This is a genomic window from Escherichia coli, assembly GCF_036503815.1.
GTDB lineage: Bacteria > Pseudomonadota > Gammaproteobacteria > Enterobacterales > Enterobacteriaceae > Escherichia > Escherichia coli_F.
In genome coordinates, this window is sequence record NZ_AP027764.1 from 4,520,218 (window position 1) to 4,545,734 (window position 25,517).

Sequence of the window (25,517 nt, forward strand, 5' to 3'; positions counted from 1 at the left end):
GAGAGTATGCGCGTCAGAGATTAAGTGAACCTTAAGAGTTCAATTGGCCTGATAAGACAGCATCACATCAGGCCATCCGTTTCAGCTTATTCATCAATTCGCGGATGCTGCTGCACCAGGCGGGTACGTTTCGCCTGCAAATCGGCAATCTCGTGGTCAATATCATCGATTTTCTGCTCGATATTATCGTAATGCTCGACGAGAATTTCCTTCGCTTCCTGTATATCTGACGCCGCCGGTGTCGCACCTTTCAACGGACGATTCGCCGTCTCTTTCATGGTTACGCCGGTGATTAAACCAACCACCGCCACTACCATCAGGTAATAGGCAGGCATCATCAGATTCTGCGAGCTTTCGACCAGCCAGGCCGCCAACGTTGGCGTCAGACCGGCAACCAGCACCGAAATATTAAATGCCGCCGCCAGCGCGCTGTAACGGATATGCGTCGGGAACATCGCTGGCAAGGTAGAAGCCATAACGCCCGTAAAGCAGTTAAGGATCACCGCCAGCATTAGTAACCCGGCAAAAATCAGGCCAATGACGTTACTGTTAATCAGAATAAACGCCGGGATCGCCAACACAAACAGTGCAACACTACCAAGTAGCACAAACGGACGACGGCCAAAACGGTCACTCAGCAAGCCCATCACCGGCTGGACAAACAGCATACCGATCATAATGGCGATAATAATCAGCACCCCGTGGTCTTCGGAGTAATGCAGGTTATGCGACAAATAACTCGGCATATAGGTCAGCAACATGTAGTAAGTCACGTTGGTGGCAATTACCAGACCAATACATGTCAACAGGCTGCGCCAGTATTTAGTGGCAATCTCTTTAAACGAGACTTTCGGGCCATCTTGCAAACCTTCGCGGTCGCCCTGTTCCAGTTTATCAACATGCTGCTGGAACGCCGGAGTTTCTTCCAGCGCATGGCGCAGGTAAAGCCCGATAATCCCTAACGGCAGAGCAATAAAGAACGGAATACGCCAGCCCCAGTCGAGGAAGTTCGCTTCGCCGACAATGGTCGAAATTAACACCACCACGCCCGCACCCAGCACAAACCCGGCAATAGAACCGAAGTCCAGCCAGCTGCCCATAAAGCCACGTTTACGGTCAGGGGAGTATTCCGCAACAAATATCGACGCCCCGGTATATTCACCGCCGACCGAGAAACCTTGTGCCATCTTACAGATCAACAGCAGAATCGGTGCCCAAATACCAATCGTGTCGTAGGACGGTATTAAGCCAATACAGAACGTACTGATCGACATAATCACAATAGTGATAGCGAGGATCTTCTGGCGACCATATTTATCGCCCAACATACCAAAGAATAGTCCGCCAAGCGGTCGAATCAGAAAGGGAACGGAGAAAGTGGCAAGTGCAGCAACCATCTGCACGCTGGGGTCAGCCCCCGGGAAAAAAACTTTACCTAATGCGTAAGCAACAAAACCATAAACACCAAAATCGAACCATTCCATTGCATTACCCAGTGATGCTGCGGTAATGGCTTTACGCAGTTTACCGTCATCAATAATAGTGACATCACGAAGGGTAATCGGTTTTACTTTTTTCCTTTTCAGCATAGCTTTCCTCGCAGAGTTGGCCCATTTCCGCAAACGCCAGAAAAATCAGCGCGACGGCCGCAAAAGGGGAGCGGGAATTGCAGGATGCAATCTCTGTAACAAGCGTAGCGGGTTTGCTTACACCCTCCGGTTAAGGAATGTACAATCAAACCAGTTGACGCCTGAATTGGGCAGTTAATGACCTTTTTACCCTACCAGTGTTTAAATTTGTGATCAACTTCACACATGGATTTCGTTTAGGACTCATTGATGTAACTGATTATTTACGCCAAATTTACAGAGAAGATTTCCTCGACCATTGCCCCCACCAAACGCTGCGCTGAACAGAGTCGTGGCATCCCCAGCGCGACAGTTTGCCAGCGTTGGGTCACTGACCAGCAAACGGGTTGTTTATCTGCCGTGGTCCACTTTCCCAGCCAACTTAAAAAATCAGCATGTTCCCCTCCCGTCGGAACGGTCGAAGAGGCAAACCACTGATGGTAATAGTGACGCGTGGTCGGTGCCGCATTGATACTCTCTGCCAGATGTTGTGTCGCTTTCTCGCGCAAATCACCCAGCAACAACGCCACCGCTTGCGGGCTTCCCAGACGGCAGGCATCGCCAAATGCCCCCCAGCGCAACTCCTCCAGAACGATAAAACAGCGCCCAGGCAACGACCAGGCGTTATACGCCCCAGCACGCCAGCGGGTAAAAATTTGCTCACTCTGATCACCGGCCTGTACCAGTAATCCTCGTTGCGTTAACGCCTTTTCCTTCCAGCGACAACGGGCTGAAAACAACTCATACAAGGCGGCAATTTGCTGCGGAAGCTCCGGGAAAGCAGAGTGCTGGCGGTGATCCATTTTTTGCAGCAGCGCCAGATGCTGCGCGATCTGCGTCAGCGCCAGATGACCGGGATCCAGCATCGACGCCAGTTTTTCCACCAATGTCAGACGCAGGCTAAGCGGCGCATTTAACATGCCGCCGTTCGTCCATGCCTGAAGCTGCACGCGCGCAAGAAGTTCCTGCATCAGTCGTTCACGAAACTGCTGCTGATGGGCTTGTGGATGGCGGGCATCATCGCCCTGCGCCAGATCCACTAAAAAGCGGGAATGAATCGACTCCAGCACGCGACCGGGGCCGTCCAGTAACGTCTTGGTCAATATCGTTCTGCCGTGAAAAGTGTTTGAATATCATCGCGTAACAGCTGAGCGTCGGTGTAAATCCAGCCATGAGTCATCACAGTCTGCTGCAATTGCTGCTGCATCAGCCTGACCACCGATTCATTTTGTTGACGCAGAGCCAGACTTTCGCGTAAACGCGTCTGTAATTCCGTCAAACATGAAGCGAACTCAGCGAAAAAAGTATTCATGCCTGCCGTAACAGATTCATCGACCTGCTCTGCCAGAACTTTAGCCATTTGTTGGCAATAAAGATCGACTTCTGCGCTTAATGCTCGTTGCAACGCACTGTAATCAACCGTCTCTATCGGGGATTTCTCATTTCCCCGTCCCCAGTCGGGCTGATTCAACCAGCGCGAAAAAGTCTCACGCACAACGCCTAAACGCGTGCTCTGCTCGTCCATTGCGTCCTGGCGCGAAATGACTTCACTGAACAGCTGGCGAGTGTTGAAGTGGGGAACTGCGCCGTGAAAAACAGGAAAATGAAACCCAGGACGAAACCCTGACTCGCTCAATTCCATTTTGACTTGTTGCTCAATGGGCCGAATAACATCGGTTAACACCCGGCAAAGAGTGGATTCAAGCTCGGCAAAACGCAGCGTAAAGTCGCGACTGATGGTGTTCTGCGCCGTCTGTAACAGTGTCTCACAGCAGGTACGAATCTCGCTTAATGACCCCGAATCATCCTGAAACAACGCGGCTAACTGGGCATTCACCGCATCTTGCTGTTGACGCAGAAAGAGGTTGGCGGAGGTCAGGGCCAGCTCGATTTCATGTTTAATCTCGCCGCTCACCTGAGCCTGATTGAGTTGAAATAGCTGCAAACTTTCTTCGATCTGGTGGATATTTTGCCGCAATTGTTCACAAGCGACGTTTAACCCGTGCGCACGAAAATCCAGGTATTCCCGCGCCTGCTGCGCGTAATTCAACAGTTTATGCGCGGCAGATCGCAGAGCATACAACGAGGCGTTAGCGTAAGCGGCATGAAGCAACGCCTGAATTGGCTGGGCGAACAGCGAATCTTCCCACAACTGATCGGCAGCATGACGAATATGTTCGAGGTCCGCCAGGTCGGCATGACGCCAGCGCCTGCCGAGCGCGGCATGGGCAAAATCCTCCACCCAGCGTTGTTGCTCTGGCGCGGGTAACTTACCGTTGTTGGCTAACTCATTACGCGCCCGATTCGCCAGGTAGCCCCACATCGACGACACTGGAAATATCTGCTGTGGCGTAATACAGCCTTTCATCAGCGTCCCGGAAATCAGTGCCCGCACCTGGTCGGCGTCGTCACTGTTACGATCCTGTTGATCGAACTTATTGACCAGCACATACAGCGGCACCGATTGCCCCACCGCCAAAATCGCCTCACGGACCTCTTCATCGGAGATCGATTTCAGTTGCGTATAATCCAGCACCGCCAGTACCGCCGAGGCGCGAGCCAGCTGCTGGTTAAGCATTTTTTGCAGATGCGGTTGCCCGGCTTCATTTGGCCCAGGGGTATCCAGTAACGTCAACTGACCGGGATAACTCTCCAGCCCCGCCAGATGGACAAACTCCACTTCAATCACGGGAATATGCTCAATGGCGGCGTAAGCAGAAAAAGGAAAATCGACGTCCAGCGCCTTCGCCAGTCGCACCAAATCATTCAAACTTTTCAGACAATGAAAAATAGGCTGGGCACCCAGATAATATTTTTCGAAAGCGACGCCATTTTCGATCCGCTGCATAAGCGCACGCATATCTTTATCTATTTCCAGCACATCGGTCAGATGCTTAATATCGCAGTCACGCAGGCGCTGTTGTAATTGTTGAATTAAACAGTCGATTGGCGCGACATGTGAAAAATGCAGTACCGGTTCTTTTTGCCCGGGCGTATGGCGAATAAGCGTCGGCAGCGCAGTCATTGGGCGATTGCGATTAGGCAGAACCTCCGTACCAACAATGGCATTAATGGTGGTTGATTTCCCTGCTTTCATAGTACCGACAATCGCCAGCACCATTTCCAGTCGGGAAATTTTACGCAACTCATTATTCAGCATCGCGTGACGTTCGGCGATATTAGGCTGACTCCAGGGTAAAGCCAGTTGTGGCGCATCGTCTCCGGGTACAGAGAGAGGCATTTTTTCCAGTAACTGCAACTGTTGGCGAGAAAGCTGTAACAGGCGTTCAGCCTCCTGACTTAACTCATACAGGGTCTGTGTGTACATAGAAAATTTTTCCTTAAAGCAAATTTTATTACTTTTATTTAGCCAGATTGTTTTTGAGTTCTGTTTTCGGCTTTTATAATTACTGCAAGAAATAATTTTATATTTAGAGTGTTGTTTTTTATTAGAATAAATAACGTCTTCCGATACGTTTAAAACGTCAGAAAGATAAAAATATCATTTGAATTAAAAAAAGAACAAGTAGAGCATTAACCTTATCTTAAATAATAAATGGAGGCAAAAAGATTATTTTCTTTTTGCGTTTCCTTTCAAATGAAAAAGATCGTCGTCTAAAATCAGCAGTACCCCCGACAAACTCAGGGATTTTGTGTATAATTGCGGCCTTTTTCGGCAATCTGCCGTTTTTTGGCGCTTTTGCCCTGCTGACTTTTGAGGAAATCCACATGTCATTACCACACTGCCCAAAATGCAACTCCGAATACACCTACGAAGATAACGGCATGTACATCTGCCCGGAATGTGCCTACGAATGGAACGACGCAGAACCTGCACAGGAAAGCGATGAACTGATCGTTAAAGATGCAAACGGCAATCTTCTGGCTGATGGCGACAGCGTTACCATCATTAAAGATCTGAAGGTGAAAGGTAGCTCTTCGATGCTGAAGATCGGTACCAAAGTGAAAAACATTCGCCTGGTTGAAGGCGACCACAACATCGATTGCAAAATCGACGGTTTTGGTCCGATGAAACTGAAATCTGAGTTTGTGAAAAAGAACTGATTGTATTGCTCAATGTAATATTGGCACATGATCGGTAGGCCGGATAAGGCGCTCGCGCCGCATCCGGCTACGGTGCCGACTGCCTGATGCGACGCTCGCGCGTCTTATCAGGCCTACAAATTCTCGCACCATCCGGCAACGGTGCCTAATGCGACGCTTACCGAGTCTTATCAGCCCCCGCTCATCTGTATAATTTTCGAACTACACTTAACTGGCTTCTCTTAACTGAGGTCACCATCATGCCGTTAAGTCCCTACCTCTCTTTTGCTGGTAACTGTTCCGATGCGATTGCCTATTATCAACGCACGTTGGGCGCGGAACTGCTTTATAAAATCAGCTTCGGCGAAATGCCGAAATCAGCGCAGGACAGCGCCGAGAACTGCCCTTCCGGTATGCAATTTCCCGATACCGCTATCGCCCATGCTAACGTGCGTATTGCCGGAAGCGATATCATGATGAGCGATGCCATACCGTCAGGAAAAGCCAGCTACTCCGGTTTTACACTGGTACTCGATTCGCAACAGGTCGAAGAAGGAAAACGCTGGTTTGATAACCTTGCTGCTAACGGAAAAATCGAAATGGCCTGGCAGGAAACTTTCTGGGCGCATGGCTTCGGCAAAGTCACCGATAAATTTGGCGTACCGTGGATGATTAATGTCGTCAAACAACAACCAACGCACTAACCCGCCGGGAGGGCCGCCCTCCCGCACTGTCATCGAAATCTCGTTAACTCTTCATCCGTTAGTCACTTTTAGTTAACAAAATCATCACAATAATCCGCCACGATGGAGCCACTTTTTTAGGGAGGCTGCATCATGCAAACGATTATCCGTGTCGAGAAGCTCGCCAAAACCTTCAATCAGCATCAGGCGCTGCACGCGGTTGATTTGAACATTCATCACGGTGAAATGGTGGCTCTGCTTGGGCCGTCGGGTTCCGGCAAATCCACCCTTTTACGTCATTTAAGCGGTTTGATTACCGGCGATAAATCTGCCGGTAGCCATATCGAGCTGCTGGGCCGCACAGTCCAGCGCGAAGGCCGCCTGGCCCGCGATATCCGCAAAAGCCGCACCAACACCGGCTACATCTTCCAACAATTCAACCTGGTGAATCGCCTGAGCGTACTGGAGAACGTGCTGATTGGCGCGCTCGGCAGCACGCCATTCTGGCGCACCTGTTTTAGCTACTTCACCCGCGAGCAGAAACAGCGCGCGTTACAGGCGCTGACCCGCGTTGGCATGGTGCACTTTGCCCATCAGCGCGTTTCCACCCTCTCCGGCGGACAGCAGCAGCGTGTGGCGATTGCCCGCGCGCTGATGCAGCAGGCGAAGGTGATTCTGGCCGATGAACCCATCGCCTCGCTGGACCCGGAATCGGCGCGCATCGTGATGGACACCCTGCGCGACATTAACCAGAACGACGGCATTACCGTGGTCGTCACGCTGCATCAGGTGGATTACGCCCTGCGCTACTGCGAACGCACCGTCGCCCTGCGCCAGGGGCACGTCTTCTACGACGGCAGCAGCCAACAGTTTGATAACGAACGTTTTGACCATCTCTACCGCAGCATTAACCGCGTCGAAGAGAACGCGAAAGCTGCCTGACATCCCCATCATTGAGGAAAACGAATGAACGCTAAGATAATTGCCTCGCTGGCCTTCACCAGCATGTTCAGCCTCAGCACCCTGTTCAGCCCGGCGCACGCCGAAGAGCAGGAAAAGGCGCTGAATTTCGGCATTATTTCAACGGAATCACAGCAAAACCTGAAACCGCAATGGACGCCATTCTTACAGGATATGGAGAAGAAGCTGGGCGTGAAAGTGAACGCCTTCTTTGCCCCGGACTACGCGGGCATTATCCAGGGAATGCGCTTCAACAAAGTGGATATCGCCTGGTACGGCAATCTGTCGGCGATGGAAGCGGTGGATCGCGCCAACGGTCAGGTCTTCGCCCAGACGGTCGCGGCGGATGGATCGCCGGGTTACTGGAGCGTGTTGATCGTCAACAAAGACAGTCCGATCAACAACCTGAACGATCTGCTGGCGAAGCGTAAAGATCTCACCTTTGGCAATGGCGATCCTAACTCCACCTCTGGCTTCCTCGTCCCCGGCTACTACGTCTTCGCCAAAAACAATATCTCCGCCAGCGACTTCAAGCGCACCGTCAACGCCGGGCATGAAACCAACGCGCTGGCCGTCGCCAACAAGCAGGTGGATGTGGCGACCAACAACACCGAGAACCTCGACAAGCTGAAAACCTCCGCACCGGAGAAGCTCAAAGAACTGAAGGTGATCTGGAAATCGCCGCTGATCCCAGGCGATCCGATCGTCTGGCGCAAAAATCTTTCCGAAACCACCAAAGACAAGATCTACGACTTCTTTATGAACTACGGCAAAACGCCGGAAGAGAAAGCGGTGCTGGAGCGCCTGGGCTGGGCCCCGTTCCGCGCCTCCAGCGACCTGCAACTGGTGCCGATTCGCCAGCTCGCGCTGTTTAAAGAGATGCAGGGCGTGAAAGGCAATAAAGGGCTGAATGAGCAGGACAAGCTGGCAAAAACCAGCGCCATTCAGGCGCAACTGGATGACCTGGACCGCCTGAACAACGCGTTAAGCGCGATGAGTTCGGTGAGTAAAGCGGTGCAGTAATGTGCTCGATCGGTCCCCTCTCCCTTGAGGGAGAGGGTTAGGGTGAGGGGGAAATGCGCACGCTGGTGCCCTCACCCCGGCCCTCTCCCACAGGGAGAGGGAGAAAACATTAAACGGAGCCAAACATGCAAACCATCACCATCGCCCCACCCAAGCGCAGCTGGTTCTCGCTTCTGAGCTGGGCCATTGTTCTCGCTGTACTGGTCGTCTCGTGGCAGGGCGCGGAAATGGCCCCGCTCACGCTGATTAAAGACGGCGGCAACATGGCGACGTTCGCCGCCGACTTCTTCCCGCCCGATTTCAGCCAGTGGCAGGATTACCTCACCGAAATGGCCGTCACGCTGCAAATCGCCGTCTGGGGCACCGCGCTGGCAGTCGTTCTCTCCATCCCCTTCGGCCTGATGAGCGCCGAAAACCTGGTGCCGTGGTGGGTTTACCAGCCCGTTCGCCGCCTGATGGACGCCTGCCGCGCCATTAACGAGATGGTCTTCGCCATGCTGTTCGTGGTCGCCGTCGGTCTCGGTCCGTTCGCTGGCGTACTGGCGCTGTTTATCCACACCACCGGCGTGCTCTCCAAACTGCTTTCCGAAGCGGTAGAAGCAATTGAACCCGGCCCGGTGGAAGGCATTCGCGCCACCGGTGCCAACAAGCTCGAAGAGATCCTCTATGGCGTGCTGCCGCAGGTGATGCCGCTGCTAATCTCCTACTCCCTCTATCGCTTCGAATCCAACGTCCGTTCGGCGACTGTCGTCGGCATGGTCGGCGCGGGCGGGATCGGCGTCACGCTGTGGGAAGCGATTCGCGGTTTCCAGTTCCAGCAAACCTGCGCCCTGATGGTGCTGATTATCGTCACGGTCAGCCTGCTGGATTTCCTCTCTCAACGGTTGCGTAAGCACTTTATCTGATAAGCGAGGCATTGATATTTATGCACTTGTCTACACATCCGACCAGCTACCCAACACGCTATCAGGAGATAGCCGCAAAACTTGAGCAGGAACTTCGTCAACACTACCGCTGCGGCGACTATCTTCCCGCCGAGCAGCAACTGGCAGCGCGCTTTGAGGTGAATCGCCACACCCTGCGCCGTGCCATCGACCAACTGGTGGAAAAAGGCTGGGTACAGCGCCGTCAGGGCATCGGCGTACTGGTGCTGATGCGCCCGTTCGATTACCCGCTCAACGCCCAGGCGCGTTTTAGCCAGAACCTGCTGGATCAGGGTAGCCATCCCACCAGCGAAAAACTGCTGTCGGTGCTTCGCCCGGCCTCCGGCCACGTCGCTGACGCGCTGGGGATAACCGAGGGCGAGAACGTTATCCACCTGCGCACTCTGCGCCGGGTCAACGGCGTCGCACTCTGTTTAATCGACCACTACTTTGCGGACCTCACCCTCTGGCCGACGCTGCAACGCTTCGACAGCGGCTCGCTGCACGATTTTCTGCGCGAGCAAACGGGGATTGCGCTGCGCCGCAGCCAGACGCGGATCAGCGCCCGCCGCGCCCAGGCCAAAGAGTGCCAGCGTCTTGAAATTCCGAATATGTCGCCGCTGCTGTGCGTGCGCACCCTTAACCACCGTGACGGTGAAAGCAGCCCGGCGGAGTACTCCGTCAGCCTGACGCGCGCCGACATGATTGAATTCACCATGGAGCACTGAATGCACGCAGATACCGCGACCCGCCAGCACTGGATGTCCGTGCTGGCGCACAGCCAACCGGCTGAACTGGCTGCCCGCCTTAAAGCGCTAAACATCACCGCCGACTATGACGTCATCCGCGCCGCCGAAACCGGCCTGGTGCAGATTCAGGCGCGAATGGGCGGCACCGGCGAACGCTTTTTTGCTGGCGACGCCACGCTCACCCGCGCCGCTGTACGCCTGACTGACGGCACGCTCGGCTACAGCTGGGTGCTGGGACGCGACAAACAGCACGCCGAACGCTGCGCGCTGATTGACGCGCTGATGCAGCAATCTCGCCACTTTCAAAACTTATCAGAAACCCTTATTGCCCCGCTGGACGCTGACCGTATGGCACGCATTGCCGCACGCCAGGCCGAAGTGAACGCCAGTCGGGTCGACTTCTTTACGATGGTTCGCGGAGACAACGCATGACCCTGGAAACCGCTTTTATGCTTCCCGTGCAGGATGCCCAGCACAGTTTTCGTCGCCTGTTAAAGGCCATGAGCGAGCCGGGCGTCATTGTCGCCCTGCATCAACTCAAACGCGGCTGGCAGCCGCTGAATATTGCCTCTACCAGCGTATTGCTGACGCTGGCTGATAACGACACGCCGGTGTGGCTTTCCGAGCCATTAAGTAACGATATCGTCAGCCAGAGCCTGCGTTTTCATACCAACGCCCCGCTGGTCAATCAGCCGGAACAGGCGACCTTCGCAGTGACGGATGAGGCGATTGCCAGCGAGCAGCTCAACGCCCTTTCCACCGGCACCGCCGTTGCGCCGGAAGCCGGTGCGACGTTGATTTTACAGGTCACCAGCCTGAGCGGCGGACGCATGCTGCGCCTCACCGGCGCGGGCATTGCCGAAGAACGGATGATCGCCCCACAGCTGCCGGAGTGCATTCTGCACGAACTCACCGAGCGCCCGCACCCGTTCCCGCTCGGCATCGACCTGATCCTGACCTGCGGCGAGCGCCTGCTGGCTATTCCGCGAACCACTCATGTGGAGGTGTGCTGATGTACGTTGCCGTGAAAGGGGGCGAGAAGGCGATCGACGCCGCCCACGCCCTGCAAGAGAGCCGACGCCGGGGCGATACCGATTTGCCTGAACTGAGCGTCGCCCAGATTGAACAGCAGCTTAATCTCGCGGTGGATCGCGTGATGACCGAAGGCGGCATTGCCGACTGCGAACTGGCCGCACTGGCGCTGAAACAGGCCAGTGGCGATAACGTTGAAGCAATTTTCCTGCTGCGCGCCTACCGCACGACGCTGGCAAAACTGGCGGTAAGCGAGCCGCTCGACACCACCGAGATGCGTCTCGAACGCCGTATCTCCGCCGTTTATAAAGACATTCCTGGCGGCCAGCTGCTTGGCCCGACCTACGACTACACCCATCGCCTGCTCGATTTCACCCTGCTGGCGAATGGCGAAGCGCCGACGCTGACCACCGCCGACAGCGAGCAAGCCCCATCACCGCACGTTTTCAGCCTGCTGGCGCGTCAGGGGCTGGCGAAGTTTGAAGAGGATAGCGGCACACAGCCGGATGACATCACCCGCACGCCGCCGGTTTACCCCTGCTCACGCTCCTCCCGCCTGCAGCAGCTCATGCGCGGAGACGAAGGCTATTTGCTGGCGCTGGCCTACTCCACCCAGCGTGGTTACGGACGCAATCACCCGTTCGCAGGCGAAATCCGCAGTGGCTATATCGACGTGTCTATTGTGCCGGAAGAGCTGGGATTTGCGGTGAACATCGGCGAACTGCTGATGACCGAGTGTGAAATGGTCAACGGTTTTATCGACCCGCCGGATGAGCCGCCGCACTTCACGCGCGGCTACGGGCTGGTGTTCGGCATGAGCGAGCGCAAAGCGATGGCAATGGCGCTGGTTGACCGCGCTCTACAAGCCCCGGAGTACGGCGAGCACGCGACAGGCCCGGCGCAGGATGAAGAGTTCGTGCTGGCGCATGCCGACAACGTCGAAGCCGCAGGCTTTGTCTCGCACCTCAAACTCCCGCACTACGTCGATTTCCAGGCCGAACTGGAGCTACTCAAACGTCTGCAACAGGAGCAGAACCATGGCTAATCTGAGCGGCTACAACTTTGCCTACCTCGACGAGCAGACCAAACGTATGATCCGCCGCGCCATCTTAAAAGCGGTGGCAATCCCCGGCTATCAGGTGCCGTTTGGCGGGCGCGAGATGCCGATGCCATACGGCTGGGGAACCGGCGGCATACAGCTTACCGCCAGCGTGATTGGCGAAAGCGACGTGTTGAAGGTGATTGACCAGGGCGCGGATGACACCACCAACGCGGTGTCGATTCGCAACTTCTTTAAGCGCGTGACCGGGGTAAATACCACTGAACGCACGGACGATGCGACGCTTATCCAGACGCGCCACCGCATCCCCGAAACGCCGCTGACCGAAGATCAGATCATTATCTTCCAGGTGCCGATCCCGGAACCGCTGCGCTTTATCGAGCCGCGCGAAACGGAGACCCGCACCATGCACGCGCTGGAGGAGTACGGCGTGATGCAGGTGAAACTATATGAAGATATCGCCCGCTTCGGTCATATCGCCACCACCTACGCCTATCCGGTGAAGGTGAACGGACGCTACGTAATGGACCCATCGCCGATCCCGAAATTTGATAACCCGAAAATGGACATGATGCCCGCCCTGCAACTGTTCGGCGCGGGGCGCGAGAAGCGCATTTATGCGGTGCCGCCGTTTACCCGCGTGGAAAGCCTCGATTTCGACGATCACCCGTTCACCGTCCAGCAGTGGGATGAGCCCTGCGCCATCTGCGGATCGACCCACAGCTATCTCGATGAAGTGGTGCTGGATGACGCCGGAAACCGCATGTTTGTCTGCTCCGATACCGATTATTGCCGCCAACAGAGCGAGGCGAAAAGCCAATGAATCAACCGTTACTTTCGGTCAATAACCTGACCCACCTTTACGCGCCGGGCAAAGGCTTCAGCGATGTCTCTTTTGATTTATGGCCGGGGGAAGTGCTGGGCATTGTCGGGGAATCCGGTTCCGGGAAGACCACGCTGCTGAAATCAATCTCCGCCCGTCTGACGCCGCAACAGGGGGAGATTCACTATGAAAACCGTTCCCTCTATGGCATGAGCGAGGCCGACCGCCGTCGCCTGCTGCGCACCGAATGGGGCGTGGTGCATCAGCATCCGCTCGACGGCCTGCGCCGTCAGGTGTCAGCAGGCGGCAATATCGGCGAACGGCTGATGGCGACCGGGGCGCGTCATTACGGCGACATTCGCGCTACCGCGCAGAAGTGGCTGGAAGAGGTGGAAATTCCCGCCAACCGTATCGACGATCTGCCGACCACTTTTTCCGGCGGCATGCAGCAGCGTTTGCAGATTGCCCGCAACCTGGTGACGCATCCGAAGCTGGTGTTTATGGACGAGCCAACCGGCGGGCTGGATGTGTCAGTGCAGGCACGCCTGCTCGACCTGCTGCGCGGCCTGGTGGTGGAACTGAACCTGGCGGTGGTGATTGTCACCCACGATCTGGGCGTCGCCCGCCTGCTGGCGGACCGTTTGCTGGTGATGAAACAGGGGCAAGTGGTGGAGAGTGGGTTAACCGACCGCGTACTCGACGACCCACATCATCCGTATACCCAATTGCTGGTGTCATCGGTTTTGCAGAATTGAGTTGCAACACTTTGCGCACTGATCCCCTCACCCCGGCCCTCTCCCGGAGGGAGAGGGAGAAAACCGGCGCAATATTCAACACCGCGCACAATCGGTCCCCTCGCCCCTTCGGGGAGAGGGTTAGGGTGAGGGGCAATGCGCGCACCGCTCCCCAATATGCGAACCACGAGGCGAAAAATGATTAACGTACAAAACGTCAGTAAAACCTTCATCCTGCACCAACAAAACGGCGTGCGCCTGCCTGTATTACAACGCGCCTCGCTCACCGTCAACGCGGGCGAATGCGTGGTGCTCCACGGCCATTCCGGCAGCGGGAAATCGACCCTGCTACGTTCGCTGTATGCCAACTATCTGCCCGACGAAGGGCAAATCCAGATTAAACACGGTGACGAATGGATAGACCTGGTCACCGCCCCAGCGCGCAAAGTGGTGGAAATCCGCAAAACCACCGTCGGCTGGGTGAGCCAGTTTCTGCGGGTCATCCCGCGTATTTCGGCGCTGGAAGTGGTAATGCAGCCGCTGCTCGATACCGGCGTTCCGCGTGATACCTGCGCCGCTAAAGCCGCGCGTCTGCTCACCCGCCTGAACGTGCCGGAACGCCTGTGGCACCTTGCGCCATCGACCTTCTCCGGCGGCGAACAGCAGCGCGTCAACATCGCGCGCGGCTTTATCGTCGACTACCCCATCCTGCTGCTCGATGAACCTACCGCCTCGCTGGACGCCAAAAACAGCGCCGCCGTAGTCGAACTGATCCGCGAAGCCAAAGCCCGTGGCGCAGCCATCGTCGGCATCTTCCATGACGAAGCCGTACGCAATGACGTCGCCGACCGCCTGCACCCAATGGGAGCCTCTGCATGATTATCAATAACGTCAAACTGGTGCTGGAAAACGAAGTGGTACACGGCTCGCTGGAGATGCAGGACGGTGAAATCCGCGCCTTTGCCGAAAGCCAGAGCCGCCTGCCAGAGGCGATGGACGGCGAAGGCGGCTGGCTGCTGCCGGGGCTGATTGAGCTGCATACCGACAATCTCGATAAATTCTTCACTCCGCGCCCAAAAGTGGACTGGCCTGCCCACTCAGCGATGAGCAGCCACGACGCGCTGATGGTGGCGAGCGGCATCACCACGGTGCTGGATGCCGTGGCGATTGGTGATGTGCGCGACGGCGGCGATCGGCTGGAGAATCTGGAGAAGATGATCAACGCCATCGAAGAGACGCAGAAACGCGGCGTCAACCGCGCCGAGCACCGTCTGCACCTGCGCTGTGAACTGCCACATCACACCACGCTGCCGCTGTTTGAAAAACTGGTGCAGCGCGAGCCGGTCACGCTGGTGTCGCTGATGGACCACTCACCGGGCCAGCGCCAGTTCGCCAATCGCGAGAAGTATCGCGAATATTACCAGGGCAAATACTCGCTCACCGATGCGCAGATGCAGCAGTACGAAGAGGAACAGCTGGCGCTTGCCGCACGCTGGTCGCAGCCGAATCGCGAAACCATCGCCGCAATGTGCCGCGCGCGACAAATTGCCCTCGCCAGCCACGATGATGCCACGCACGCGCACGTTGCCGAATCCCACCAGCTTGGCAGCGTAATCGCCGAATTTCCCACCACGTTCGAAGCGGCGGAAGCTTCGCGCAAGCATGGCATGAATGTATTGATGGGCGCGCCGAATATTGTGCGCGGCGGTTCGCACTCCGGCAACGTGGCGGCCAGTGAACTGGCACAGCTTGGTCTGCTGGATATCCTCTCTTCCGACTACTACCCCGCCAGCCTGCTCGATGCGGCATTTCGCGTCGCCGATGACGAGAGCAACCGCTTTACGCTGCCGCAGGCGGTGAAGCTGGTGACTAAAAATCCGGCGCAGGCGCTTAATCTTCAGGATCGCGGGGTGATTGGCGAGGGCAAACGCGCCGACCTGGTGCTGGCGCATCGCAAGGGCAACCACATTCATATCGACCACGTCTGGCGTCAGGGGAAAAGGGTGTTCTGATGACGGGAAAACTGATTTGGTTAATGGGGGCCTCTGGCTCCGGAAAAGACAGTCTGTTGACGGAACTCCGCCAGCGGGAACAAACTCAGCTACTGGTAGCGCATCGCTACATCACGCGCGCCGCCAGCGCCGGAAGTGAAAACCATATCGCCCTGAGCGAGCAGGAGTTTTTTACCCGCGCGGGGCAGAACCTTCTGGCCTTAAGCTGGCACGCCAACGGCCTGTATTATGGCATCGGCGTCGAGATTGACCTCTGGCTGCACGCTGGATTTGACGTGGTGGTCAACGGCTCACGCGCCCATCTACCGCAGGCGCGGGCGCGCTATCAATCGGCGCTGCTGCCCGTTTGTTTACAGGTTTCGCCGGAGATCCTGCGCCAGCGCCTGGAAAACCGTGGCCGTGAAAACGCCAGTGAAATTAACGCCCGCCTGGCGCGCGCCGCCCGCTATACTCCTCAGGATTGCCATACGCTCAACAATGACGGCAGCCTGCGCCAGTCGGTCGACACGCTGCTGACGCTGATCCATTCGAAGGAGAAACACCATGCCTGCTTGTGAGCTTCGCCCGGCCACGCAGTATGACACCGACGCGGTTTACGCGCTGATATGTGAGCTAAAACAGGCGGAGTTTGACCATCACGCGTTTCGCGTGGGGTTTAACGCCAATCTGCGCGACCCGAACATGCGCTACCATCTGGCGCTGCTGGATGGCGAAGTTGTCGGCATGATCGGCCTGCATTTGCAGTTTCATCTGCATCATGTCAACTGGATCGGCGAAATTCAGGAACTGGTGGTGATGCCGCAGGCGCGCGGTCTGAACGTCGGCAGTAAATTACTGGCATGGGCCGAAGAAGAAGCCCGACAGGCCGGGGCCGAAATGACCGAGCTTTCCACCAACGTCAAGCGCCACGACGCGCACCGTTTCTATCTGCGCGAAGGCTACGAGCAGAGCCACTTCCGCTTCACCAAGGCGCTGTAACATGAGCCTGACCCTCACACTTACTGGCACTGGCGGCGCACAGGGTGTTCCCGCATGGGGCTGTGAGTGCGCGGCCTGCGCCAGAGCGCGGCGCTCACCGCAGTATCGCCGCCAGCCATGCAGCGGCGTCGTGAAGTTTAACGACGCGATCACCCTGATCGACGCCGGGCTGCACGATCTCGCCGATCGCTGGTCGCCCGGATCGTTCCAGCAGTTTTTGCTGACACACTACCATATGGATCACGTGCAGGGGCTGTTTCCGCTGCGCTGGGGCGTGGGCAATTCGATCCCGGTCTACGGCCCGCCGGATGAACAGGGCTGCGACGATCTGTTTAAACATCCGGGCCTGCTTGATTTCAGCCACACGGTGGAGCCGTTTGTGATGTTTGATTTGCAGGGATTACAGGTCACGCCGCTGCCGCTCAACCATTCGAAACTCACTTTCGGCTATCTACTGGAAACGGCGCACAGCCGGGTGGCGTGGCTGTCTGACACCGCAGGCCTGCCGGAAAAAACGGTGAAATTTTTACGCAATAATCAGCCACAGGTAATGGTGATTGATTGCAGCCACCCACCGCGCGCGAATTCGCCACGCAATCACTGTGATTTAAACACCGTGCTGGCGCTGAATGAAGTTATCCGCTCGCCGCGCGTGGTTCTGACACATATCAGCCATCAGCTTGATGTGTGGCTGATGGAGAACGTACTGCCGTCAGGGTTTGAGGCGGGGTTTGATGGGATGGAGATTGGGGTGGAGTGATGGGTGAGGGGCGATGCCTGCTCTAAACTCAACATCACCGCCCATACTCATCTTCCATTCTCCGCTCTTCATCTTCTAGCTGCCGACGCTCCTGATCCAGCTGGCGCTGGCGATCGTCCAGCTGCCTGCGGCGATCTTCAAACTGGCGGCGGCGATCTTCAAACTGGCGGCGGCGATCGTCATATTGTCTGCGCCGATCGTCGTTCACTTCACGCTGCCAGCCGTCGTCGCGCGAATCTTCATAGTCTCGCCCACGGTCAGGGTTATAAGCATCGTTAATCGCCTGCTGAATATTGCCAATGGTGTCGTCGATAATATCGGCCTGGGCCGGAACGGTGGACAGCGTGAGCAGGGTGAATAAAAGAAATAGCGGAAAACGTTTCATTAGCCAACCTCAAAAAGAAACTCTATCCACATTAGTCATTACTCATCCATGCAAGTAGTGGATGAATCTCAATTTTTCCGCTGCTCTATTGCCGTAATCGCCTCCACGCGTTGTTGATGACGACCGCCTTCGTACTGCGCGCCCAGCCACGCATCCACAATCATTTTTGCCAGTTCGAGGCCAACCACTCGCGAACCAAAAGCCAGTGCAACTTCACTGGCGTAATGCGGATAATCAGTGCGCTCTGACGACCTGGTTTCTTTATCAATCCCCTCACTCATTGACCATGAATAAAAGGCTGGCACAGCAACGCAGAATCCTGCGGTGCCAGCGACATGACCGCCCATTGCTCCGGTACGTTTTTTAATAAGAAACACCGGTTGCATTGATTAATTGTGCTCAGTATTTGCCGAAGTACAATATATATAATAAATATATAAAACACCTCATATTATTTACAGAGATAATGAATTCGCTTACTTTTCCCTCTTCAGCACAAATGCCTAATAAAATGGCTCGTTCCGCTCACACTTCCACTTATTAAAGTCGCAAATTCCCAATTATGATAACGCCAGCTTTAAATGACGTATTTTGCATGGATTACATATTTACGACATAAATGATAAATGGAGATTTATATGAATAACTCTCGGTTATTCCGTTTGAGCAGGATTGTTATTGCGTTAACTGCCGCCAGCGGCATGATGGTAAATACCGCTCACGCAACAGATGAAGCGAAAGCCGCGACTCAATATACCCAGCAGGTTAATCAGCATTACGCAAAATCATTACCGTTTAGCGATCGTCAGGACTTTGACGATGCCCAGCGTGGATTTATCGCCCCGCTGCTGGATGAAGGTATTCTGCGCGATGCGAATGGCAAAGTTTACTACCGCGCGGATGATTACAAATTTGATATTAATGCCGCTGCACCGGAAACCGTAAACCCCAGCCTGTGGCGTCAGTCGCAAATCAACGGCATTTCTGGCCTGTTCAAAGTCACCGATAAAATGTATCAGGTGCGCGGCCAGGATATCTCTAACATTACATTCGTTGAGGGCGAGAAAGGCATTATTGTTATCGACCCGCTGGTAACGCCGCCTGCCGCAAAAGCCGCACTTGACCTCTATTATCAACATCGTCCACAAAAACCGATTGTTGCTGTTATTTATACTCACAGCCACACCGACCACTATGGCGGCGTGAAAGGCATTATCTCTGAAGCGGATGTTAAATCTGGCAAAGTGCAGGTGATCGCTCCGGCAGGCTTTATGGACGAAGCCATCAGCGAAAACGTGCTGGCGGGTAACATCATGAGCCGCCGTGCGCTCTACTCTTACGGTCTGTTACTGCCGCACAACGCGCAAGGCAACGTGGGCAACGGCCTGGGCGTGACGCTGGCAACGGGCGACCCGAGCATTATTGCGCCAACCAAAACGATTGTCAGAACTGGCGAGAAGATGGTTATCGACGGTCTGGAGTTTGACTTTCTGATGACTCCGGGTAGCGAAGCGCCAGCCGAAATGCACTTCTATATTCCGGCCCTGAAAGCCCTGTGTACCGCCGAAAACGCCACGCATACCCTGCACAACTTCTACACCCTGCGCGGCGCGAAAACCCGCGATACCAGCAAGTGGACAGAGTATCTGAACGAAACGCTGGATATGTGGGGTAACGACGCGGAAGTACTGTTTATGCCGCACACCTGGCCGGTCTGGGGCAATAAGCATATCAATGATTATATTGGTAAATATCGCGATACTATCAAATACATTCACGACCAGACCCTGCACCTGGCGAACCAGGGTTACACCATGAATGAAATCGGCGACATGATTAAGCTGCCACCTGCGCTTGCCAATAACTGGGCCAGCCGCGGCTATTACGGTTCTGTTAGCCACAACGCCCGTGCAGTATATAACTTCTATCTCGGCTATTATGACGGCAATCCAGCTAACCTACATCCGTACGGTCAGGTGGAGATGGGCAAACGTTACGTGAAAGCGCTGGGCGGTTCCGCCCGTGTCATCAACCTGGCGCAAGAAGCGAACAAGCAAGGGGATTACCGCTGGTCAGCAGAGTTGCTGAAACAGGTGATTGCTGCCAATCCGGGTGACCAGGTGGCGAAGAATCTGCAAGCGAATAACTTTGAGCAGTTGGGTTATCAGGCCGAGTCCGCCACCTGGCGCGGTTTCTACCTGACCGGCGCGAAAGAACTGCGCGAAGGGGTGCATAAGTTCAGCCACGGCACCACCGGTTCTCCGGACACCCTTCGCGGGATGTCGGTCGAAATGCTGTTCGACTTTATGGCCGTTCGTCTCGACAGCGAAAAAGCCGCAGGTAAGAATATCAGCCTGAACTTCAATATGAGTAACGGCGATAACCTCAACCTGACGCTGAACGATAGCGTGCTTAACTATCGTAAAACGCTACAACCTGAAGCCAACGCCTCTTTCTATATCAGCCGTGAAGATCTTCACGCCGTGCTGACCGGACAAGCCAAAATGGCGGATCTGGTAAAAGCGAAGAAAGCCAAAATTATTGGCAATGGCGCGAAACTGGAAGAAATTATTGCCTGTCTGGATAATTTCGATTTGTGGGTGAATATCGTAACCCCAAATTAATGCCACTCACTTTTGGGGGCGCTTAAGCCCCCAAAAGCATTTATTTTAAAAATACATACAACAAATTAATACATAAAATATATAAGTTATGAATGCGGTGGCTGAATAAAGCTATTTTTATTCATCGAGAAAATAGCCATACTGACGCCTTCAATGGATATTGATATTCACTACAGATATTGTTCGCAGCAGACAGGATGTATTTAATATGCCAACAGTTCTCTCTCGCATGGCGATGCAACTCAAAAAAACAGCCTGGATAATTCCCGTCTTCATGGTTTCGGGATGCTCATTATCTCCGGCAATCCCGGTGATCGGCGCTTATTATCCCAGCTGGTTTTTCTGCGCCATTGCCAGCCTTATTTTGACGCTCATCACGAGGCGAATTATTCAGCGGGCAAATATCAATCTGGCATTTGTCGGAATTATTTATACCGCCCTTTTTGCTCTCTACGCCATGCTGTTCTGGCTGGCATTTTTCTAATCTATTTGAGACGCGCTCATGGAAAGTACGCCGAAAAAAGCTCCTCGCAGTAAATTCCCTGCTCTGTTAGTGGTTGCGTTGGCGCTGGTTGCCCTTGTTTTCGTTATCTGGCGCGTAGACAGTGCGCCATCAACTAATGACGCCTACGCGTCAGCAGATACCATTGATGTGGTGCCGGAAGTCAGCGGTCGCATTGTAGAACTGGCGGTCACCGACAACCAGGCGGTGAAACAGGGCGATTTGCTGTTCCGCATCGACCCGCGCCCGTACGAAGCCAATCTGGCGAAAGCCGAAGCCTCCCTCACGGCGCTGGATAAGCAAATTATGCTCACCCAGCGTAGCGTTGACGCACAACAGTTTGGTGCCGACTCGGTTAATGCCACGGTAGAAAAAGCCCGTGCCGCCGCGAAACAGGCCAGTGATACATTACGCCGCACCGAGCCATTACTGAAAGAAGGTTTCGTCTCAGCGGAAGACGTTGACCGTGCAAGAACGGCGCAGCGCGCCGCAGAAGCCGATCTTAACGCCGTATTGTTGCAGGCGCAGTCAGCCGCCAGCGCCGTCAGCGGCGTGGATGCGCTGGTGGCGCAACGTGCGGCAGTGGAAGCGGATATTGCGTTGACGAAACTGCATCTGGAAATGGCGACCGTTCGCGCGCCGTTTGATGGCCGGGTCATTTCCCTCAAAACCTCCGTCGGGCAATTTGCTTCTGCCATGCGCCCTATTTTCACCCTAATCGACACTCGTCACTGGTACGTGATCGCCAACTTCCGCGAAACTGATCTGAAAAATATTCGCTCAGGTACACCCGCAACCATTCGCCTGATGAGCGACAGCGGCAAAACCTTCGCAGGTAAAGTGGATTCGATTGGCTACGGCGTGCTACCGGATGACGGCGGCCTGGTGCTGGGCGGCCTGCCGAAAGTGTCTCGTTCTATTAACTGGGTCCGCGTTGCCCAGCGTTTTCCGGTCAAAATCATGGTTGAAAAACCTGACCCGGAAATGTTCCGCATCGGCGCTTCGGCAGTCGCTAATCTTGAGCCGCAATAATGAGCGCGCTCAACTCCCTGCCATTACCGGTGGTCAGGCTGCTGGCGTTCTTTCATGAAGAGTTAAGCGAGCGGCGACCAGGCCGCGTGCCGCAGACTATGCAACTCTGGGTAGGCTGCTTGCTGGTGATTCTGATCTCGATGACTTTTGAGATCCCTTTTGTGGCGTTATCACTGGCAGTGCTGTTTTACGGTATTCAGTCGAACGCGTTTTACACCAAATTTGTCGCGATCTTGTTTGTGGTCGCCACGATGCTGGAAATCGCCAGCCTGTTTTTGATCTACAAATGGTCATATGGCGAACCGTTGATCCGATTGATCATTGCCGGGCCGATCCTGATGGGCTGCATGTTTTTGATGCGCACCCATCGGCTTGGGCTGGTTTTTTTCGCCGTCGCCATTGTCGCTATTTACGGGCAAACATTCCCCGCCATGCTCGACTATCCGGAAGTGGTCGTGCGCTTAACCCTGTGGTGTATCGTTGTCGGCCTCTACCCGACGTTATTGATGACGTTAATCGGCGTGCTGTGGTTTCCCAGCCGCGCTATCACGCAGATACATCAGGTGCTTAATGATCGGCTTGATGATGCCATTAGCCACCTGACGGACAGCCTCGCCCCGCTACCCGAAACGCGGATTGAAAGAGAGGCGCTGGCGCTGCAAAAACTCAATGCCTTTTGCCTCGCGGACGATGCCAACTGGCGAACTCAGAGCGCATGGTGGCAAAGCTGCGTGGCAACGGTAACCTACATTTACTCGACGCTGAATCGCTACGATCCCACCTCTTTTGCAGATTCGCAGGCCATCATTGAACTTCGGCAAAAATTAGCCTCAGAAATCAACAAACTGCAGCAAGCCATTGCCGAAGGTCAGTGCTGGCAAAGCGACTGGCGGATCACTGAAAGTGAAGCGATGGCGGCACGGGAATGTAACCTGGAGAATATCTGCCAGACATTGTTGCAACTGGGTCAGATGGACCCGAATACGCCGCCAACGCCCGCCGCCAAACCGCCATCAATGGTCGCCGATGCTTTTACCAATCCAGACTATATGCGCTACGCGGTAAAAACGCTGCTCGCCTGTTTGATCTGTTACACCTTCTACAGCGGCGTGGACTGGGAAGGCATTCACACCTGTATGCTGACCTGCGTGATCGTCGCTAACCCCAATGTCGGTTCGTCGTACCAGAAGATGGTGTTGCGTTTTGGCGGGGCTTTTTGCGGCGCAATTCTGGCGCTGTTATTCACGCTACTGGTCATGCCCTGGCTGGACAATATTGTCGAATTGCTGTTTGTGCTGGCACCGATTTTCCTGTTGGGCGCATGGATTGCCACCAGCTCTGAACGTTCTTCTTATATCGGCACACAGATGGTGGTCACCTTCGCACTCGCCACGCTCGAAAACGTTTTTGGCCCGGTGTACGACCTGGTGGAAATTCGCGATCGCGCCCTGGGTATCATCATTGGTACCGTGGTGTCCGCGGTGATTTACACCTTTGTCTGGCCTGAAAGTGAAGCGCGCGCACTGCCGCAAAAACTGGCTGGCGCGCTGGGTATGTTGAGTAAAGTAATGCGGATCCCACGCCAGCAGGAAGTCACGGCTCTGCGCACTTATCTGCAAATTCGTATAGGTCTGCATGCGGCGTTTAATGCCTGTGAAGAGATGTGCCAACGCGTGGCGCTGGAGCGTCAACTGGACAGCGAAGAACGCGCGTTACTGATTGAACGTTCGCAAACGGTAATTCGTCAGGGCCGCGATATTCTTCACGCCTGGGATGCAACCTGGAACTCGGCGCAGGCACTGGATAACGCACTACAGCCGGACAGAGCAGGTCAGTTTGCCGACGCTCTGGAGAAATACGCCGCCGGTCTGGCAACCGCACTCAGTCGTTCTCCTCAAATAACGCTTGAAGAAACACCCGCCTCGCAGGCCATTCTGCCGACCTTATTAAAACAGGAGCAACACGTCTGCCAGCTTTTCGCCCGCTTGCCAGACTGGACAGCCCCGGCATTAACGCCCGCCACGGAACAGGCACAAGGAGCCACGCAATGATCAATCGTCAACTTTCACGCCTGCTGTTATGCAGCATTCTCGGCAGCGCGACCCTCATGTCTGGCTGTGCCCTGGTGCGTAAGGATTCTGCGCCTCATCAACAGCTCAAACCGGAACAAATCAAACTGGCCGATGATATTCATCTTGCCAGCTCCGGTTGGCCGCAGGCGCAGTGGTGGAAACAACTCAATGACCCGCAGTTGGATGCTTTGATCCAACGGACGCTAAGTGGTTCACACACCCTCGCCGAAGCGAAACTGCGGGAAGAAAAAGCGCAGTCGCAGGCCGATTTGTTAGATGCCGGTTCACAATTACAGGTCGCAGCGTTAGGGATGCTCAACCGCCAACGTGTCTCGGCGAACGGCTTTTTAAGCCCTTATGCTATGGATGCGCCAGCACTGGGTATGGACGGGCCGTACTATACGGAAGCCACAGTCGGTTTGTTTGCCGGACTGGATCTTGATTTGTGGGGTGTGCATCGCTCAGCGGTTGCTGCCGCCATTGGCGCGCATAATGCCGCGCTGGCAGAAACCGCAGCAGTGGAGTTATCACTCACAACGGGCGTGGCGCAGCTTTATTACAGCATGCAGGCCAGCTACCAGATGCTCGATCTGTTAGAACAAACTCGCGATGTGATTGATTACGCGGTGAAAGCGCACCAGAGCAAAGTGGCGCACGGCCTGGAAGCGCAAGTGCCTTTCCACGGCGCGCGGGCACAGATTCTGGCGGTCGATAAACAAATTGCAGCCGTCAAAGGGCAAATCACCGAAACGCGAGAATCTCTGCGTGCATTGATTGGCGCAGGAGCCAGCGATATGCCGGAGATCAAACCGGTGGCATTACCGCAAGTCCAGACCGGTATTCCGGCGACACTCTCTTATGAGTTGCTCGCCAGACGCCCGGATCTGCAAGCCATGCGCTGGTATGTTCAGGCGTCATTAGATCAGGTGGATTCCGCGCGGGCGCTGTTCTACCCGAGCTTTGATATCAAAGCGTTTTTCGGCCTGGATTCTATCCACCTGGATACCTTATTCAAAAAAACCAGTCGCCAGTTCAACTTTATCCCAGGTCTGAAATTGCCGCTGTTTGACGGTGGACGGTTGAATGCCAATCTCGAAGGCACTCGCGCCGCCAGCAACATGATGATTGAACGTTACAACCAGTCAGTGCTGAATGCGGTGCGCGACGTTGCCGTCAACGGCACGCGTCTGCAAACGCTCAACGACGAGCGGGAGATGCAGGCAGAACGCGTAGAAGCAACGCGCTTCACCCAGCGCGCTGCCGACGCCGCCTACCAACGAGGCTTAACCAGTCGCTTACAGGCCACCGAAGCCCAGTTGCCGGTGCTTGCCGAAGAGATGTCATTACTGATGCTGGACAGCCGCCGGGTGATCCAAAGCATTCAGTTGATGAAATCGCTGGGTGGCGGGTATCAGGCAGGTCCCGTCGTCGAGAAAAAATAAAATGTCAGCCGCGTGATGGCTGTCACGCGGTATTTCGTTTCGTCACGTCAA

General features: G+C 55.1%; 26 protein-coding genes. 21 read left to right on the forward strand and 5 right to left on the reverse strand.

Annotated elements, in window-relative coordinates; translation table 11 throughout:
• Positions 1-86: 86 nt before the first annotated feature.
• The 3 genes from proP to crfC form a co-directional block, all read right to left on the reverse strand.
• Entirely contained in the window at positions 87-1,589 is a 1,503-nt protein-coding gene (gene proP, locus AABJ99_RS21660; RefSeq protein ID WP_001298520.1) for a glycine betaine/L-proline transporter ProP, read from the reverse strand.
• 263 nt (positions 1,590-1,852) lie between these two features.
• Positions 1,853-2,731 carry a diguanylate cyclase regulator RdcB family protein gene (gene rdcB, locus AABJ99_RS21665; RefSeq protein ID WP_039021445.1) on the reverse strand — a complete coding sequence of 293 codons (879 nt, stop codon included), beginning with the start codon at positions 2,729-2,731 and terminating at the stop codon, positions 1,853-1,855.
• Complete coding sequence (gene crfC / locus AABJ99_RS21670) at positions 2,728-4,956, reverse strand: clamp-binding protein CrfC (RefSeq protein WP_039021444.1); 2,229 nt, start codon at positions 4,954-4,956, stop codon at positions 2,728-2,730. The genes rdcB and crfC overlap by 4 nt, the downstream gene beginning before the upstream one ends.
• A gap of 401 nt (positions 4,957-5,357) precedes the next feature.
• On the opposite strand from crfC, the gene yjdM reads away from it, so the two are divergent.
• The 16 genes from yjdM (at position 5,358) to phnP (ending at position 17,409) form a co-directional block, all read left to right on the forward strand.
• Positions 5,358-5,693, forward strand: coding sequence for a zinc ribbon domain-containing protein YjdM (gene yjdM / locus AABJ99_RS21675; RefSeq protein ID WP_001300891.1), 336 nt, complete (start codon positions 5,358-5,360; stop codon positions 5,691-5,693).
• Between the two features lie 239 nt (positions 5,694-5,932).
• Positions 5,933-6,376: a VOC family metalloprotein YjdN gene (yjdN, locus tag AABJ99_RS21680; protein ID WP_001131334.1), complete on the forward strand. Its 444-nt coding sequence runs from the start codon at positions 5,933-5,935 to the stop codon at positions 6,374-6,376.
• Positions 6,377-6,508: 132 nt separating this feature from the next.
• On the forward strand, positions 6,509-7,297 hold the full coding sequence (gene phnC, locus AABJ99_RS21685; protein ID WP_039021443.1) for a phosphonate ABC transporter ATP-binding protein: 789 nt from the start codon (positions 6,509-6,511) through the stop codon (positions 7,295-7,297).
• Between the two features lie 24 nt (positions 7,298-7,321).
• Positions 7,322-8,338 carry a phosphonate ABC transporter substrate-binding protein gene (gene phnD, locus AABJ99_RS21690; protein WP_039021442.1) on the forward strand — a complete coding sequence of 339 codons (1,017 nt, stop codon included), beginning with the start codon at positions 7,322-7,324 and terminating at the stop codon, positions 8,336-8,338.
• 125 nt (positions 8,339-8,463) lie between these two features.
• Complete coding sequence (gene phnE / locus AABJ99_RS21695) at positions 8,464-9,243, forward strand: phosphonate ABC transporter, permease protein PhnE (RefSeq protein ID WP_001193496.1); 780 nt, start codon at positions 8,464-8,466, stop codon at positions 9,241-9,243.
• Between the two features lie 20 nt (positions 9,244-9,263).
• Positions 9,264-9,989 (forward strand): phosphonate metabolism transcriptional regulator PhnF, encoded by a 726-nt coding sequence (gene phnF, locus AABJ99_RS21700; RefSeq protein ID WP_001344043.1) that lies wholly within the window; start codon positions 9,264-9,266, stop codon positions 9,987-9,989.
• The gene (phnG, locus tag AABJ99_RS21705; protein ID WP_039021441.1) at positions 9,990-10,442 is read left to right on the forward strand and encodes a phosphonate C-P lyase system protein PhnG; all 453 of its coding nucleotides are present in this window, start codon (positions 9,990-9,992) and stop codon (positions 10,440-10,442) included. It begins immediately after the preceding gene.
• A complete protein-coding gene (phnH, locus tag AABJ99_RS21710) occupies positions 10,439-11,023 on the forward strand; it encodes a phosphonate C-P lyase system protein PhnH (RefSeq protein WP_039021440.1) in 585 nt (194 codons plus the stop codon). Before phnG ends, phnH begins: the two co-directional genes overlap by 4 nt.
• On the forward strand, positions 11,023-12,087 hold the full coding sequence (gene phnI / locus AABJ99_RS21715) for an alpha-D-ribose 1-methylphosphonate 5-triphosphate synthase subunit PhnI (RefSeq protein ID WP_039021439.1): 1,065 nt from the start codon (positions 11,023-11,025) through the stop codon (positions 12,085-12,087). Before phnH ends, phnI begins: the two co-directional genes overlap by 1 nt.
• Entirely contained in the window at positions 12,080-12,925 is an 846-nt protein-coding gene (gene phnJ / locus AABJ99_RS21720; protein ID WP_000002284.1) for an alpha-D-ribose 1-methylphosphonate 5-phosphate C-P-lyase PhnJ, read from the forward strand. Before phnI ends, phnJ begins: the two co-directional genes overlap by 8 nt.
• Positions 12,922-13,680 carry a phosphonate C-P lyase system protein PhnK gene (gene phnK, locus AABJ99_RS21725; protein WP_001075518.1) on the forward strand — a complete coding sequence of 253 codons (759 nt, stop codon included), beginning with the start codon at positions 12,922-12,924 and terminating at the stop codon, positions 13,678-13,680. The genes phnJ and phnK overlap by 4 nt, the downstream gene beginning before the upstream one ends.
• Positions 13,681-13,857: 177 nt before the next feature.
• Positions 13,858-14,538: a phosphonate C-P lyase system protein PhnL gene (gene phnL, locus AABJ99_RS21730; RefSeq protein WP_039021438.1), complete on the forward strand. Its 681-nt coding sequence runs from the start codon at positions 13,858-13,860 to the stop codon at positions 14,536-14,538.
• A complete protein-coding gene (gene phnM / locus AABJ99_RS21735; protein ID WP_039021437.1) occupies positions 14,535-15,671 on the forward strand; it encodes an alpha-D-ribose 1-methylphosphonate 5-triphosphate diphosphatase in 1,137 nt (378 codons plus the stop codon). The genes phnL and phnM overlap by 4 nt, the downstream gene beginning before the upstream one ends.
• Positions 15,671-16,228, forward strand: a complete 558-nt coding sequence (phnN, locus tag AABJ99_RS21740) for a ribose 1,5-bisphosphokinase (RefSeq protein WP_039021436.1) — start codon at positions 15,671-15,673, stop codon at positions 16,226-16,228. Before phnM ends, phnN begins: the two co-directional genes overlap by 1 nt.
• Positions 16,215-16,649, forward strand: a complete 435-nt coding sequence (phnO, locus tag AABJ99_RS21745) for an aminoalkylphosphonate N-acetyltransferase (RefSeq protein ID WP_001110490.1) — start codon at positions 16,215-16,217, stop codon at positions 16,647-16,649. The genes phnN and phnO overlap by 14 nt, the downstream gene beginning before the upstream one ends.
• Position 16,650: 1 nt before the next feature.
• Positions 16,651-17,409 carry a phosphonate metabolism protein PhnP gene (gene phnP, locus AABJ99_RS21750; RefSeq protein ID WP_032304310.1) on the forward strand — a complete coding sequence of 253 codons (759 nt, stop codon included), beginning with the start codon at positions 16,651-16,653 and terminating at the stop codon, positions 17,407-17,409.
• Between the two features lie 34 nt (positions 17,410-17,443).
• Here the strand turns inward: phnP and yjdP are convergent, their stop codons facing one another.
• Together yjdP and AABJ99_RS21760 are read right to left on the reverse strand one after the other, a co-directional pair.
• Positions 17,444-17,794 (reverse strand): DDRRRQL repeat protein YjdP, encoded by a 351-nt coding sequence (gene yjdP / locus AABJ99_RS21755; protein ID WP_039021435.1) that lies wholly within the window; start codon positions 17,792-17,794, stop codon positions 17,444-17,446.
• Between the two features lie 68 nt (positions 17,795-17,862).
• The gene (locus tag AABJ99_RS21760; protein WP_001183291.1) at positions 17,863-18,180 is read right to left on the reverse strand and encodes an RpiB/LacA/LacB family sugar-phosphate isomerase; all 318 of its coding nucleotides are present in this window, start codon (positions 18,178-18,180) and stop codon (positions 17,863-17,865) included.
• Positions 18,181-18,432: 252 nt separating this feature from the next.
• Between AABJ99_RS21760 and yjcS the strand changes: the two genes are divergently transcribed.
• The 5 genes from yjcS (at position 18,433) to mdtP (ending at position 25,466) form a co-directional block, all read left to right on the forward strand.
• On the forward strand, positions 18,433-20,418 hold the full coding sequence (yjcS, locus tag AABJ99_RS21765; protein WP_105279073.1) for an alkyl sulfatase YjcS: 1,986 nt from the start codon (positions 18,433-18,435) through the stop codon (positions 20,416-20,418).
• A gap of 208 nt (positions 20,419-20,626) precedes the next feature.
• Positions 20,627-20,902, forward strand: coding sequence for a YtcA family lipoprotein (ytcA, locus tag AABJ99_RS21770; protein ID WP_001305715.1), 276 nt, complete (start codon positions 20,627-20,629; stop codon positions 20,900-20,902).
• 18 nt (positions 20,903-20,920) lie between these two features.
• On the forward strand, positions 20,921-21,952 hold the full coding sequence (mdtN, locus tag AABJ99_RS21775; RefSeq protein ID WP_039021433.1) for a multidrug efflux transporter periplasmic adaptor subunit MdtN: 1,032 nt from the start codon (positions 20,921-20,923) through the stop codon (positions 21,950-21,952).
• Positions 21,952-24,003, forward strand: a complete 2,052-nt coding sequence (gene mdtO, locus AABJ99_RS21780; RefSeq protein WP_039021432.1) for a multidrug efflux transporter permease subunit MdtO — start codon at positions 21,952-21,954, stop codon at positions 24,001-24,003. Before mdtN ends, mdtO begins: the two co-directional genes overlap by 1 nt.
• Positions 24,000-25,466 (forward strand): multidrug efflux transporter outer membrane subunit MdtP, encoded by a 1,467-nt coding sequence (mdtP, locus tag AABJ99_RS21785; RefSeq protein WP_160523939.1) that lies wholly within the window; start codon positions 24,000-24,002, stop codon positions 25,464-25,466. The genes mdtO and mdtP overlap by 4 nt, the downstream gene beginning before the upstream one ends.
• Positions 25,467-25,517 lie beyond the last annotated feature (51 nt).